This is a genomic window from Thermotoga caldifontis AZM44c09 (assembly GCF_000828655.1).
GTDB lineage: Bacteria > Thermotogota > Thermotogae > Thermotogales > DSM-5069 > Pseudothermotoga_A > Pseudothermotoga_A caldifontis.
In genome coordinates, this window is the sequence record NZ_AP014509.1 from 314,812 (window position 1) to 328,559 (window position 13,748).

The window sequence follows — 13,748 nt, forward strand, 5'->3', positions numbered from 1 at the left end:
AGCTTCACTCGAACATGACGTTCGTTATGATGACTATATAACCGTTGTGCTCCTCGAACTCGACCTTGACCCTCTCAGGGGAAACCTTGAACGTGTCGCTCACCCAGGTGACGATCTTTTCCTTTATCTTTTCAGAGTTCTCTTCGAACTCGCTCTTGGGAACTATTTCGGTCACAGAAACTGGTCTTCTCCTTTCGAGAATCGCTTCGAGTCTCTTGTAAGCTGTGTCTCTGCTCTTCTCACGCTTTTTCTTCCTGCTGAAGAGGCCGAAGAACCACATCACCATCAGCTCCTCTTTCGGCCGAAGAGATTTCTGAAGAAGGCAAGCAAACCTTTTTCCTGCACCTGCATCAGATCCTGATCCAGCGGTATGGTTTCCCCTTTGAGGCGTCTCGCGATGTTCTCGAAGACGCGCGTTATGCTCAGATCTCCGTTGAGTACAACGGGAATCCCTTTGTTCGTGGCGATTATGACGTCCTCGCAGTCAGGGATGACCCCGATGATCTCGAGCGCGAGCGTTGAGGCAACGTCCTGCTCGGTGAGCATCTCACCGGCCTTGACCATCTTCGGTTTGAACCTGTTCAACACGACCTTCATCGTTTTTTCATCGAATCCAAGGTTCTCCAACAGACCAACGACCCTGTCGGCATCCGAGAGCGCTGGAAGTTCCGGGGTGGTGACTATCAGAGCCATCTCGGCCGGTGCGACCGCGTTCCTGAAACCTCTCTCTATACCCGCTGGAGAATCGATGAGTATGTAATCGAACAGGGGGTGGAGGGCCTTCACGACCGCCTTCATATCCTCTGGTGAGACCATCTCTTTGGTTGCAACCTGGGACGTCGCCAGGAGGTACAAGTTGCGCTGCTGCTTGTGTTTCACCAGAGCCTCCTGGGCACTCACCTTACCGTTGACCACGTCGAGCAAGGTGTGAACGACCCTGTTCTCCAGTCCGAGCACCACATCCAGATTCTTCAGGCCGATGTCCGCATCTATCACGCACACCTTTTCACCGAGTTTTGCCAGAGTGCAACCGAGGTTGGCAGTCACGGTTGTTTTGCCGACTCCACCTTTTCCAGACGTAACGACGATGACTTTGGCCACGAACGTTCACCACCCTGAGGAACTTTTTCGCATACATTTTACCACAACGACAGACGAACTGTTGATACCTACTACATGTTGTGTGGTAGATTACGCACCACAACATATGTAAAGGTGGTAGATTTCGTCGAAATTTGGCCCTACAAGCCATTTTTCTGGTGGTAGATTTCTCCAAACTGTCATGGATAAAGGAATATCTCGACTTCATTGAAAAGTGGATAAACACAGTCAGAAATCGATCCTTCAGTTCTACCAAGCATTCAAAGAATTTACCACGCAAAGAATCTTGAGCTGAAGCCTATCTCGGTACTAATTTACCATTTTCTCCGAGAAATCTACCACGCAATTTACCACGCAACTTACCACCCTGTCACGCTTCAAATTCTCTCTTCTGTAGCGCATTTTCGTTTACGCAACGAGTTGCGTTACGGAATTTACCACCCCCTATTATTTACTACTACTACTAACTTAGAATTAGGATGGTAGAATCTTCTTAGGATAGAAGCGGTAAGATTTTCCAAAATCTGGGGGCGATCGAATGTTCGTGAGGAACTGGTTGAACGATGATTTTCCCTCCATCGGCGTGAAGGCGACGGTGCAGGAAGCTCTCAACCAGATGAGGAAATACAAAACCGACTATTGTGTGACCGTCGACGAAGAAGGAAGGTTCACCGGCTTCGTTTACAAAAACAGTATCGCGAACGCTGACCTTGGATCGTCCGTGGAAGATTACGTCGTGTTTCCCGACTTCTTCACCCACGAAGACAGTTACATAGAAGAAGCCGCGCTCACTTTCAGAGAATCCCAGGAACGCTGTTTGGCGGTCGTCGACTCGGACATGAAGGTGAAGGGTGTGATCACGCTCACCGAAGTGCTCGAAGCTTTCGTCGCCATAACTGCAATGGACGAACCGGGTGTTCGTATACTGCTCACGCTGCAGGATAAGCCTGGAGAATTGAAGAAGGTCCTTGACGTGTTCGCGCTGAACAACATCAACGTACTCGCGGTGAACACGGTCAAACGTGACGGTTTTCGAAGCGTTTCCATAAAGGTGGATGCTTCGGAGCCTAAACAGATAGAAAGACTTCTCAAGGAACTTGGAATCGAATTTCTGAAAGTTGTGAAGGAGGAAGGCTTCTGAAAGAATTGCTCCTGGCGGCGGTGCAGGGTGCGACAGAATTTCTGCCCGTTTCGAGCTCGGGCCACGTTCTTCTGTTCTCAAGATTCTTCCAAGTCGATGCGAACCTGCGGACAGTTGTGCTCCTGCACGCAGGAAGTTTGCTCGCGGTGGTCCTGTTCGTTCGCGGAGATATTTTGAGAGTTTTAAAAACATGGAGGATCCTTGTGAACCTCGCTGTTTCCACCGTCCCGGCGGCAGTTGTGGGCTTTCTCTTCGAAGAACACGTTGAGAGGGTGTTTGAAAATTCGACGTTTCTACCGCTGTTTTTCTCCATCACCGCGATGTTCTTGCTTCTGGCGTCGTTGAAAGAGGGAGACAGAAGCTTGGAATCGATGAACATCAAGCACGCGTTCCTGATAGGGCTCTTCCAAGCTGTTGCCGTTTTGCCGGGAGTTTCGAGAAGCGGAATGGTCTTATCCGCCGTCACACTGCTCGGCTACAGGAAGGAAGAAGCCGTGAGCTACACGTTCCTGATGGCGATACCTGTGCTCCTCGGTGCGAGTTTGCTGAAATTGAGGCAAGCGGACGTGGTGATGAGTCCGATTTTCGTGGTTTCTTTCGTCAGCAGTTTGATCGCGCTCGCTGTGTTGAAAAAGATAGTCACGATACGAAAATTGCGACTGTTCGCCGACTATTGTCTGGCGATCGCATTTTTGAGTTTTCTTCTGGGGTGATCCTCGGTGAAGTTCGAGGTTCTCGTACCTGGTGGAAGCATCAGATTTCCACCTTACGTGATGGCACCGTACTGTACCGTGGCGTTGCTGAGCGATGGGAAGAGACTCGTGCTCGTTGAACCTGGGGGATTTCCCAGCTGGGAGGCTCTGGAACGCGCGTTGAAAGAAAGGGGCATCAAACCACAGGACGTGACGGACCTCGTCGTGTCGCACGTGCACATGGACCACATTTTCTGCTCGATCTTTTTCACGAACGCTACGGTCCACGTCCACGAAAGATACAAGGACAAGAACTACGCGGCGTTCGGACCGATGAGTGGGCCTTTCTACAGCATGGTTCTGGAAAGGTGGAAGGAAGTTCATACACTGAAGGATGGGGACGTGCTCTTCGATTGTGTGCGAGTGTTTCACACGCCGTACCATTCTTCAGAACACATCTCTTTGCTGATAGAGACCGAGAACATGGGAAAGATCCTGATGCCCGGGGACATATGTTACAGCAGGATCGAGTACTTCGAATACATGAAAGGTTACAAGAAGGACGCAGCGGGAGAATTCATCACGAAGATGTCTAAGGAGTGCGATTGGATCGTTTTCAGTCACGATGTTCCCATGAAGGTTGGAGGTGCGTGAATGATAGAGGAGTTCATCGATTACAGGGCGAGGTTGAACAAACTGATACAGGAGAAGGGAAATCTCCACACGAAGCGGTTCATGAACCTCGACTCGCAGGTGTACGAAAAAGGCGCTCTGGATACGAAGACGAAGGAAATGCTCGGGCTCGTGGCTTCGATGGTGCTCAGGTGCAACGATTGCATCGCGTACCACATGATAAGGTTGTTCCAGCTTGGAACGAGCGATGAGGAATTCTTCGAGATCTTCAACGTGGCGCTGGTCGTCGGAGGTTCGATCGTGATTCCGCACCTCAGGAAGGCGGTCGAAATCCTGGAAGAGCTGAGGGAGCTCGAGAGGAATGGCAAGACTGTTTCTCTTTGATGGCACCGGTTTGGCCTTCAGGGCTTACTACGCGATCGATCAGTCACTGAGTACGAGCAGTGGCGTTCCGACGAATGCCACTTACGGCTTGATGCGCATGATGATCAAGTTCCTGAGGGAACACGTCAGGGAAGGGGACTATACAGGTTTCGCGATGGACAAAAAGACTAAGACCTACCGTCACGAGTTGCTGGCGGAGTACAAAGCTCAGAGACCATCCGCACCTGACGCGATGGTGCAGCAGTTGCCTTACATAAAGCGCGGGGTTGAAGCGCTCGGCGTGAAGGTGCTCGAATACGAAGGCTGTGAAGCGGACGATGTGATCGCAACGCTCGCAAAGAAGGGAGAAAGTCGTTTCGAAGAGATCTACATCGTGAGTGGAGACAAAGACGTGTTGCAGTTAGTGAGTGAAAAGATAAAGGTTTTCAGACCGATCAAGGGTATCTCGGAGCTCGAACTCTACGACGAACGAAAGGTCGTGGAAAAGTTTCAGGTGCCACCGAGGCGTATCGTCGATCTGCTGGCACTCGCGGGGGATGCCGTCGACAACGTTCCGGGAGTGTACGGCATAGGTGCAAAAACAGCCGTGGAGCTGATAAACAAGTACGGTAGTCTGGAAGAGATATACGACAAGATCGACAAGAACAGCAAGATAGGAAAATTACTCCTGCAGTACAGAGACGATGCGTTCAAGAGCAAGAAGCTCGTCACGCTCATGGTAGATCTGGAACTCGGTCTGGACTGGGAAGAACTCAGATACAGAGGGTTCAAGCAGGACGTGCTCGTTGAGTTTCTGAAGGAGCTCGAGTTTTCAAGCTTGATGAAAGAGCTCGGTCTGTACAGTCAGCAACCGGAGCAAACGCCCTACAAAACTGTCACGACAGAACAGGAGTTCGAACAGCTCCTGCAACGCATGCACAGCAGCCAGTACATCGTGATAGATACCGAAACAGATTCTTTGGTCCCACTCGACGCACATCTGGTGGGTGTATCGATCGCCCTGCCCGACAAGACCAGTTACTACATCCCTGTGGGACACAGGCGGGGACCCAACCTTTCCCTGGAAAAGGTTTTGAACGGTCTCAAACCCATTCTGGAGAACAGAGCCACCAGGATCGTCGGGCAGAATTTGAAGTACGATTACTCCGTCTTCATGGTGCACGGCATCAGACCGAACGTACCGGCGTTCGATACGATGATCGCGGCGTACCTGCTCAATCCCGACGAGAAGAGGTTCGGACTGGATGAACTGGCTTTGAAATTTCTCAACTACAAGATGATGAGCTTCGAAGAACTGGTGAAGAGTTCTTCTCCTCTGTTCAGTGCGGTGACTTTCGCGGATGTCGACGTGAAGGATGCAACGAGGTATTCCGCAGAAGATGCGGATGTGACGCGCAGGCTGTACGAACTTCTGAACATGAGGTTGCACGAACAGGGCTTGATGGAGGTTTTTGAAAAGATCGAACTGCCCCTGATCCCCATCCTCGCGGAGATGGAGCTCACAGGAGTGTACATGGACGTTTCTTATCTGAAAGATCTGTCTATGAAATACAGCGCCAAGATGGACGAAATATCGAAACAGATATTCGAACTGGCTGGCGAAGTGTTCAATCTGAACTCTCCAAAGCAGACTGCGTACGTGCTGTTCGAAAAGCTCAAGATCAAACCTAAGGGCAAAACACCCGGTGGCGAGCTTTCCACGAGGGCGGACGTTCTTGAAGACCTCGTCGATGAACATCCCATCGTGCCGTTGATACTCTCCTACAGGAAATATCAAAAATTGAAATCCACCTATCTGGACGTGCTTCCCAAACTCGTTCATCCGAAGACAGGCAGGATCCACACCAGTTTCCACCAAACCGGTACGGCAACTGGAAGACTGAGCAGTAGCGATCCAAACCTGCAGAATCTTCCGAGCAAACAGGAAGAAGGCAAAGAAATACGCAAAGCCATCGTGCCACAGGAGAAAGGATGGAAGATCCTGAGCGCCGATTATTCACAGATCGAGCTCAGAGTGCTCGCGCACATGAGCAACGACGAGAACCTCATCGAGGCGTTCATCAAGGACAAAGACGTTCACACGTTCACGGCTGCCCGCATCTTCGGGATCAAAGAAGAGGACGTCGGTCCACGTGAAAGGTCCATAGGTAAAATGGTGAACTTCTCCATCATATACGGTGTGACCGCCTACGGTCTCTCACAGCGCACGGGGCTCTCCTACAAGCAGGCCGAAGCTTTCATAAAGGAATACTTCGAACTGTACCCACAAGTCAGGGAATACCTCACGAAGACGATCTCCTTCGCCAAGACCCAGGGACACGTCAGAACGCTCTTCGGAAGGAAGCGCGAGGTACCCCAGCTCAGATCCTCCGATCCTTCGGTCCGGCAGGAAGGTGAAAGGATCGCCGTGAACACGCCCATACAGGGTACGGCGGCCGATATAATGAAGCTCGCGATGATCGCGGTCCACGATTTCATAAAACGGAACGATCTCAAGACGAAGATGATATTGCAGGTGCACGACGAACTCGTTTTCGAGGTGCCGAGCGAAGAGGCGGAGTTCGTTGCAGAGAAGGTAAAAGAGATCATGGAGGGAGTGGTAAAATTATCAGTACCGCTCAAAGTCGATGTGAAGCTCTCTGATCACTGGGAATGAGGAGGTATTTTGAATGGACGCACGCATCGTGAACGCGTTGATAGCTGCGGTTGTTGGTACGTTGAAGACTCTGTTGAACATCACACCGTCTGTGGGAAAGCCTGGAGTGTTGAAGGAGATCAAACCGAAGTATGACATGGTGACGGTCATAGGTTTCAGTGGTGGCACGGAAGGCAACCTGATATACTCTTTCAGTCCAGACACGGCTTTGAAGATCGTTTCGAAGATGATGAACCTGCAGTACGATAACCTTGACGAACTGGCCATGAGTGCGATCGGGGAACTGGGAAACATGATCGCCGGTGCGCTCGCCATGAACCTCGAAAAAGTTGGTTGCAGGATCATCATAAGCCCTCCGACGGTCGTGACCGGAAAGAATCTCAAACTCGCCGTGGAAGGGATCGCGATAAATCTCACGGCGGGCATCTTTGACACCGACGATGCGGAGATCATACTCGCCACGAAGGGTTCCATCAAGTACCAGCAATGATGCTGATCATTGTTCTTTCGTGCATCTTGGTGATTTTGCTCATATTCGCTCTACGTTCCTTTGGAAAGGTGTCGGTTGAGTTGAAGAAGAACTCGCTCTGGCTGATAGTCCTGTGTCTGGTTTTGCTCGCCATCTCTATACTGTTTCAGTTCCTGGGGGGATGAGGCGTGAAACAGTTGAAAGAGCTTTTTGATTTCAGGTCGAAACCACAGGAGCATCTGATGGCATATTGTGCCGCATTCTTCGTCGTTGCAAATTTCCTTGCGCTCATAGCTTCAGTACTGGTTGTCGCGACGTGGTCTGCTTTGGTCAACAGGTTCTTTGGAGTCACACAGGGTTTGGTGTTTCTGAGTGGTTTTGGATTGCTCCTGAGTTTTCTCAAGTGGCGTGGTCTGATACGTGAACTTCAGAAGCAACTGTCCGAGAGATTTCCGAATTACGCTTCATTGATTCTCGGCGGCGAGGAACTCTGGACGGTGCTCGCGCTCGCCATTTCTGTTGCCGGTCTGTTCCTAACGCTCGTGGTTCCGTTTGGATTTTTGGTCTTGCTCGTTGGTCTGTGTCTGTTCGAGCACCAGACGTTCTCGATGTTGGTTTCGCTCGAGGAAAAGGAACAGAAATTCTTTTCCGAAAAACATCTGGAAGTCTCGAAGTGTTTTTCGGGAACTTACGATACCACGTATCTGATCTACTCTCTCGTCACTTTGTATGGTCACAGTTTCGTGAAGATGCAAGAAAACTTCGAAGCGCTCGAATGTTATATCGAAGCCAGGGAGAAACTGCTCGGGAGGTGATCGCATGAACTACAGGTTCACTACACGGGGCTTCGAGGCAACGGCCGCGATGCAACAGTACCTTGAAAAGAGGCTGGAAAAGGTCGACAGGGTGATCAAAGACGAGGAACTCGTATCGGCGGAGATCAAGGCCGAGAAAGACGCCGTGAACTACGTGGTGAAGGCGAACATCAACCTCAGGGGGAACGTGATCGTCGTGCAGGAGAAGGATCCAGATTTTTATGCGGCGATAGACGCCCTGTGCGATGCACTCGAAAAGAAGGTCAAGAAGCTCAAATCGACCATCAGAGACAAACACAGAGAACCCAAGCATCTGGAAATACCGGCCATCGTTGAGGAAACGGAGGAGGATGTGGCCGAAACGAAAAGATTGCCACTGAACGTGATGCCTCTGGAAGAAGCGATCCTTCAGTTCAAGACGATGGACAGACAATTCTTCCTGTTCCGGAACAGTGAAACCAATGAGATCAATCTCTTACTCCTCAGGAAGGACGGCAAAATCAGCCTTTACGAATTCTTTGAGTGAGGTTTCACAGCGTGCCGGGTGTTCTGATCATAAACGTTCAAGAAGATCTCATCAGCGGTGCCATGCTCGAAGATGGAGAACTTCAGGAGGTCTTCAGCGAGGAGAACGAGACCATAGCTGGCAACATCTACGTTGGCGTTGTACAGAAAATCGTGCCCGGCCTGAACGCAGCCTTCGTTGACATAGGCGAGAGCAGGAATGGATTTTTAAGAGTCTCGGACGTCGGCAAAGTCTACGTTCAACAGGTGCTGGCAGGAAAACAGCTTCAGGAAGGTTCAAAGATTCTCGTTCAGGTCAAACATGACGCGGTGGGACAGAAAGGCCCGCAGCTTACGTGCAAGCTTTCACTCGTGGGACGGTACGTGGTTTATTTTCCACTGTCACGTGCGAGGGGTGTCTCCAAGAAGATAGCCGACCAACGGGAGAGGGAAAGGCTGAAATCGCTGTTTTCGAAGGTTCAGAAGAACGAAGGGATCGTCATAAGAACGGCCGCGGAAGGGATGCCCGTGGAGACTATAGAAGAAGAGTTGCAATCGCTGAGGCAGGAATGGCAGCAGTTGCTACTCAGCTTCAAAAAATCGAGAAAGGTGAAACTGCTCAGATGTGAACCGACAGCGATAGACTACATCCTCAGAGAACGTCTGAACAAGAACGTGGACGAAATTTATGTGAACGAAGAGAAGGTGTACGAGCGGGTCAAGCAGGAAGTCAAAAAGATCAGCAAGTCCATAGCGGTGCACTTCGTTGATGGAGACCTCTTCGAGCGGTTCAACATATATCAGCAGCTGAACCTTTTGCAGAGGCGCACGATAGATCTTCCCAGTGGAGGATATCTGGCGCTCGATACGACGGAAGCGATGACCGTGTTCGATGTCAACTCGGCGAGCTTCACCTCTGGTAAGAACCAGGCAGAATTGGCGTTCAACACGAACGTGGAAGCGGCCAAGGAGATAGCCAGACAGCTCAAGTTACGCAACATCGGTGGAATCGTCGTGATAGATTTCATCGGCATGCCTGTCAAAGAGTATTACGACAGGTTGTTCAAAAAGATCCGGGAGGCGTTCGAAAAGGATCCGGCACACGTCGAACTTCTTGGATTCACACGCCTTGGCCTGTTCGAGCTGACACGCAAAAGAAGAACCCCTTCGAGCGAACAGTTGCTCTTTTCACCGTGCCCCGTCTGTAAAGGTTCCGGTAGGGTTCTGTCTCCCACAGTCGTGCTCAAGAGACTGTCGAACGAACTGAGGAAGATGGATCTTTCCCAGTACGATGTGGTGAAGGTGAACCTGCACCAGCGATTCTCAGGCTACGCGGAGAAGATCAGGTCCATGATAGTTACGCACAAAGAAAAGATCAAGCTGACCTTCAACAATCCCGATCCGAACGAGTTCGAGATAACGCTGTCGAAGAAATCTTAACGGCTGTTACTCCTCAAGCTCGAGAACTGTGCGAGCCATGCACCCTGTGCCTGCATCCTCGATACGACTTCTTCCATCGCTGAGAACTTGCTCCAGAGGTAGGCTTCCCGTTTCTGTAAGCGTTCGAGCATGTTTTCAAGTTGTTTCGCCAGATTCCTCATCTGTTTTGTGATGGTTCCGCTGATGCCCGCGATACTGTCTATTCTTCCTCCGAACTTCGTCAGTTCTCTCAAATAAGACTGCACCTGCTGTGCAAAGCCGTTCGTGTCACCGAAGAAGGCCCAGACCTTCTCAGGACTCTCCGTGAGGACCGTTCTCAATCTGTCTTCGTCGAGCTCGAGTTTCCCCATCTTCATGTTTTGATAGCCGAAACTGCTCGTCCTTATGCCGATTTGCCACAGATAAGAAATGTCACCCTCTATACGCGTCGTTATGAAGCCTCTCAGTTTGAAAAAGATCTCGTTCAAAAGTGGATCTCTTTGAAGCACTCCCTGAAGCTTTTCTTCTTCAGAAAGCTCCTCTTCGTTCTTGCCCGTCACGGGCTTCTCATTGTACTTGTTGTAGATGTACTCCATGAGCTGGTTCCATCTGTCGACGAACTCTTTTATCTTCGAAACCACAGAGTCCGTATCGTTTTCGACGCTGAAGCTCACAGGAGTTTGAATCAACTCCTTCACCTTTATGGACAGGCCCATGTAAGTGAGTTCGCTCGTGGAGGAATAAAGATCGATCCAGTTCACACCGTCGCTGCTCAACTGAACGTGTGTCGTGCCACCGATGTTGAACTGACCAATGTCCAGGCCGAGCAACTGAAGAAGGTTGGTTCCGTTGTCTTCCAGCAGTATCGTGTTCGGACCGGTTTTGTTCGAAGTGATGATCAACCTGTCCGAGTTCGCATCGTATTCGGCCCTCACACCAGCTTCACTCGTGTTGATCGCATCTATCAGCTGTTTCAAAGTCATGTTCACGTTGAAGCTTATTTCTGTTCCGTTGATCTTCAACGTACCGCTCTCGATAGAAACGCCCCTGTAAGTCGAGATCTGTGAGAGGGTTTTATAAATCGAGACGGCACCGACGGGCGCCGTACTGCGAAGAACGTATTTTCCGTTTTCCTGAACGACGGGTGCATCGTTGAGGTTGAAGACGAAACCGAACGTACCGCTCTCTGTCCTGATCGCGAAAGCCTGTGCACTTTCCAAAACCAATCTTCCATCCTCGAATCTGACGTTACCAGACCCAAAGATGTCGTCGAGCTTATCGATGATGTCTGAGATCGTGTCACCCGTGGAGATGTTGACGGTGTGGACCGTCGCTCCGAGCTGGATCTTCAAAACCGAATCGGTTGGGTTGTACCTGTACGTCAGATCGCCGAACCTGGTGGAAAGGTCCACGTCGGGTCCTATGGTTCTTCCACTCACCATGGAGCTTCTGCTCGCGACGGACAGAACCTTGATTTGATAACTTCCAACGACGGCAGTGGCGGAAGCGTTTATGGAAATCTCCTCCGACTCGATAGAAACCTTCTTGGCCAGAAGCGTCGCCTGAAGTTTGAAGTTCGACAGGAAGGTCTCGAAACTTTCGAGTTTTTCTTCCAGTTGCTGGTATGCTTTCTGCTTCAAACCCAGGCTCTCGTATTTCTGGTACAGTCTTTCAGCGGGCCTGGCTTCGATCTGCATCAACGCATCGACTATGTCGGCCGTGTTCAACCCCGATGCCAAACCCCCGAACTGTATGTTCGACGATCTGTAGCGAAAGTTTATGCTCGAAGCGATCTTCGATATTGCATCCATCGTTCACACCTTCTCGTCGAAGAGAATGCCCATCAATTCTTGAAGGTTCTTTGCAATCTTCACGGCCACCTCTGGTGGGATCTGCCTGACGATCTCGCCAGTTTCTCTGTCCTTTATCTTGATGATTATCATGTTGAGCTCACGTTCTATCGTGAACTGGGCCTCAGTTTTGAAGAATCTGCTCAATTTTTCGAACGTTTTCCTGAGAGATTCCATCGTTTTTGAGAGATCAACGTTATCTTCTTCCTGCTTCCTGGAAGATTCTTCTACAGTCCTCTGAACGTTCAGTTGCAATTGCTTTAGGCTCCCGCTCTGAACTCTCTCCAGATCCATGTTGCGCCGGGGATCCATCCTCACAGGGTCGATGTTCATTGTTCAACACCCCTTCTCTACCTATATTATTGATCGACCGAGGTGTAAACTCCTTTAGCGTGGTGTAGAATTTGAGCGGTGAACATGAGAAGGCCTCTGGTGATCCTCTTACTCACGTTTGTGGTGAGCTGTTTTGCATACGTTGGTCTGAAGATCGCTCTGGCCTCAGACGAACAGAGCAAGAAGGTTCTGGACGATGTGGCCAGATCGATCCTTTTACTCGTTCCTGAGAACGTGCGTGTCGTTCTCGAAGCAGACCAGGTTAAGTTGACTGCGAACGAGCACATCGCAGTTGAAGAGGAATTCACGCTCAGTTTTTCCGTTACTTACGATGCGACGAAGAACAGCTATTACGCGAGCTGGGTGGAGTCTGGCAACGTGGTTTACAGCTGCAGCTACTCGCCGAAGGAAGAGAGGCCTTACCGGGACTTCGTAAGAGAGTGTGTGCACTATCCCTTAGAGAAGGCCGCACTCAGATTGTTGGTGAAGAACGCCTTTGGAAAATACCTGCGCATCACTTACCATCCTTCTGTGGACGAGTACAGCAGTTTCAGTCCAGACGGTAAATATTTTGCCTTCATAACCGACAGACTCGGTGGTAACAGGAACATAGCCCTGCTGGACTTGCAACAGGGAAGTCTCAGGATTTTGCCCGTTTATGGCAGCAGCGAGTACTTTCCGAGGTTCTCCCCAGACGGTACCAGACTCGCCTTTCAGGGATCGCTCCACGGTTTCTGGAACATCTACGTCATGCCCATCGAGGACCACGCGAAAAACATCGTCCTCATTTCTGCGGGCAACGCGCCGGCCTATTCGCCAGCCTGGTTCGACGCGAACACCCTTCTGTACGTGCAGGACACTGAGACCGGTAACGCCATGTATCGCGCCACACTCGCTCGGCGTCGCACCAAACTGAACATAGAAGGCTTCGACATGGTGTTCTCTCCCACCGTGTACGGTCAGACGATCTACTTCGTGGGACTGAAAGAAGCGAACTTTGGAATCTACGCACTCACGCCCGAAGGAAGTGTCGTCTGCATAGAGGATGGTTTCTACAACGAACACGATCCTGCGATCTCACCAGACGGAAGGTACTTGGCTTATTCCTGCAACTGTCTCGGGTACTACGCGATATGGGTCAAGGATCTGCAGACGGGCGAAAAATGGTGCCTCACAGAAGGATTGAAGCAAGACACATTCTATCCATCCTTCTCACCAGATGGACGACTCGTTGGTTTCAGCGCCAGCGAAGGTTTCTTCGAACCAGACATCTGGTTCGTGAGATTCTTCAAACCTTCAGATGCTCAAGAGAAATCTTCTCTTCCTTAGAGAGTATCTCTTCCGCGTTGAGTATGATCAAAAGTTCTTCTCCCAGTTTGGCTATTCCCAGTATGAAGTTCGCGCGTGTGCCCCCAACACCGGTTGGAGGTTGCTCTATCTGTTTGTCGCTCAGTGTGAGCACCTCGTGCACCTGATCGACCAGCAGGCCGACCTTTTTGTCCTTCATGTTGACGACAATGATCTTCGCGGAGCTCGATCTGCCCGTGCCTGGCATGGAAAACTTTTTCTTCAGGTTGATGATCGGGATCACGTTACCGCGCAGGTTCATGATGCCTTCGACGTAGTCGGCAGATTCTGGCAGTTTTACGATTTTTCCTACCTCCACTATGCTGTCTATGTTCATGATGTCGAGCGCGAACTTCTCCTCGCCGAGGGCGAAGCTGACGACCTTGAGTTCCATATTTTCACCT

The 13,748-nt window shown here is 50.6% G+C and carries 16 protein-coding genes; 11 read left to right on the top strand and 5 right to left on the bottom strand.

Features of this window, described 5'->3' with window-relative positions; translation table 11 throughout:
- Positions 1 to 4: 4 nt before the first annotated feature.
- Together TSP01S_RS01545 and minD are read right to left on the bottom strand one after the other, a co-directional pair.
- Positions 5 to 280 carry a hypothetical protein gene (locus TSP01S_RS01545; protein ID WP_041078302.1) on the bottom strand — a complete coding sequence of 92 codons (276 nt, stop codon included), beginning with the start codon at positions 278 to 280 and terminating at the stop codon, positions 5 to 7.
- 5 nt (positions 281 to 285) lie between these two features.
- Positions 286 to 1,101, bottom strand: coding sequence for a septum site-determining protein MinD (gene minD / locus TSP01S_RS01550; protein ID WP_041075877.1), 816 nt, complete (start codon positions 1,099 to 1,101; stop codon positions 286 to 288).
- A gap of 538 nt (positions 1,102 to 1,639) precedes the next feature.
- Between minD and TSP01S_RS01555 the strand changes: the two genes are divergently transcribed.
- The 10 genes from TSP01S_RS01555 to TSP01S_RS01595 are packed head-to-tail and all read left to right on the top strand — an operon-like array spanning position 1,640 to position 9,835.
- Positions 1,640 to 2,242 carry a CBS domain-containing protein gene (locus tag TSP01S_RS01555; protein WP_041075879.1) on the top strand — a complete coding sequence of 201 codons (603 nt, stop codon included), beginning with the start codon at positions 1,640 to 1,642 and terminating at the stop codon, positions 2,240 to 2,242.
- 5 nt (positions 2,243 to 2,247) lie between these two features.
- A complete protein-coding gene (locus TSP01S_RS01560; protein WP_052463447.1) occupies positions 2,248 to 2,955 on the top strand; it encodes an undecaprenyl-diphosphate phosphatase in 708 nt (235 codons plus the stop codon).
- A 6-nt stretch (positions 2,956 to 2,961) separates the two neighbouring features.
- On the top strand, positions 2,962 to 3,588 hold the full coding sequence (locus TSP01S_RS01565) for an MBL fold metallo-hydrolase (RefSeq protein ID WP_041075883.1): 627 nt from the start codon (positions 2,962 to 2,964) through the stop codon (positions 3,586 to 3,588).
- A complete protein-coding gene (locus TSP01S_RS01570) occupies positions 3,589 to 3,951 on the top strand; it encodes a carboxymuconolactone decarboxylase family protein (RefSeq protein WP_041075885.1) in 363 nt (120 codons plus the stop codon).
- The gene (gene polA, locus TSP01S_RS01575) at positions 3,929 to 6,607 is read left to right on the top strand and encodes a DNA polymerase I (protein WP_041075887.1); all 2,679 of its coding nucleotides are present in this window, start codon (positions 3,929 to 3,931) and stop codon (positions 6,605 to 6,607) included. Before TSP01S_RS01570 ends, polA begins: the two co-directional genes overlap by 23 nt.
- A gap of 13 nt (positions 6,608 to 6,620) precedes the next feature.
- Positions 6,621 to 7,097, top strand: coding sequence for a chemotaxis protein CheX (locus tag TSP01S_RS01580; protein ID WP_041075889.1), 477 nt, complete (start codon positions 6,621 to 6,623; stop codon positions 7,095 to 7,097).
- Positions 7,094 to 7,261, top strand: coding sequence for a hypothetical protein (locus TSP01S_RS10280; RefSeq protein ID WP_171816793.1), 168 nt, complete (start codon positions 7,094 to 7,096; stop codon positions 7,259 to 7,261). The genes TSP01S_RS01580 and TSP01S_RS10280 overlap by 4 nt, the downstream gene beginning before the upstream one ends.
- A 3-nt stretch (positions 7,262 to 7,264) precedes the next feature.
- On the top strand, positions 7,265 to 7,891 hold the full coding sequence (locus tag TSP01S_RS01585; protein WP_041075891.1) for a hypothetical protein: 627 nt from the start codon (positions 7,265 to 7,267) through the stop codon (positions 7,889 to 7,891).
- A gap of 4 nt (positions 7,892 to 7,895) precedes the next feature.
- Positions 7,896 to 8,417 (top strand): ribosome hibernation-promoting factor, HPF/YfiA family, encoded by a 522-nt coding sequence (gene hpf, locus TSP01S_RS01590; protein WP_041075893.1) that lies wholly within the window; start codon positions 7,896 to 7,898, stop codon positions 8,415 to 8,417.
- A gap of 11 nt (positions 8,418 to 8,428) precedes the next feature.
- Positions 8,429 to 9,835 (top strand): Rne/Rng family ribonuclease, encoded by a 1,407-nt coding sequence (locus tag TSP01S_RS01595; protein WP_144380605.1) that lies wholly within the window; start codon positions 8,429 to 8,431, stop codon positions 9,833 to 9,835.
- On the opposite strand, the gene fliD is transcribed toward TSP01S_RS01595, so the two are convergent.
- Positions 9,832 to 11,625: a flagellar filament capping protein FliD gene (gene fliD, locus TSP01S_RS01600; RefSeq protein WP_041075895.1), complete on the bottom strand. Its 1,794-nt coding sequence runs from the start codon at positions 11,623 to 11,625 to the stop codon at positions 9,832 to 9,834. The two genes, TSP01S_RS01595 and fliD, sit on opposite strands and share 4 nt — an antisense overlap.
- A gap of 3 nt (positions 11,626 to 11,628) precedes the next feature.
- Positions 11,629 to 11,997, bottom strand: coding sequence for a flagellar protein FlaG (locus TSP01S_RS01605; RefSeq protein ID WP_041075897.1), 369 nt, complete (start codon positions 11,995 to 11,997; stop codon positions 11,629 to 11,631).
- An 84-nt stretch (positions 11,998 to 12,081) separates the two neighbouring features.
- Here TSP01S_RS01605 and TSP01S_RS01610 point away from each other — a divergent pair, with 84 nt between their 5' ends.
- On the top strand, positions 12,082 to 13,326 hold the full coding sequence (locus TSP01S_RS01610) for a TolB family protein (RefSeq protein ID WP_041078305.1): 1,245 nt from the start codon (positions 12,082 to 12,084) through the stop codon (positions 13,324 to 13,326).
- On the opposite strand, the gene TSP01S_RS01615 is transcribed toward TSP01S_RS01610, so the two are convergent.
- Positions 13,286 to 13,738 carry a chemotaxis protein CheW gene (locus TSP01S_RS01615; RefSeq protein WP_041075899.1) on the bottom strand — a complete coding sequence of 151 codons (453 nt, stop codon included), beginning with the start codon at positions 13,736 to 13,738 and terminating at the stop codon, positions 13,286 to 13,288. The two genes, TSP01S_RS01610 and TSP01S_RS01615, sit on opposite strands and share 41 nt — an antisense overlap.
- Positions 13,739 to 13,748 lie beyond the last annotated feature (10 nt).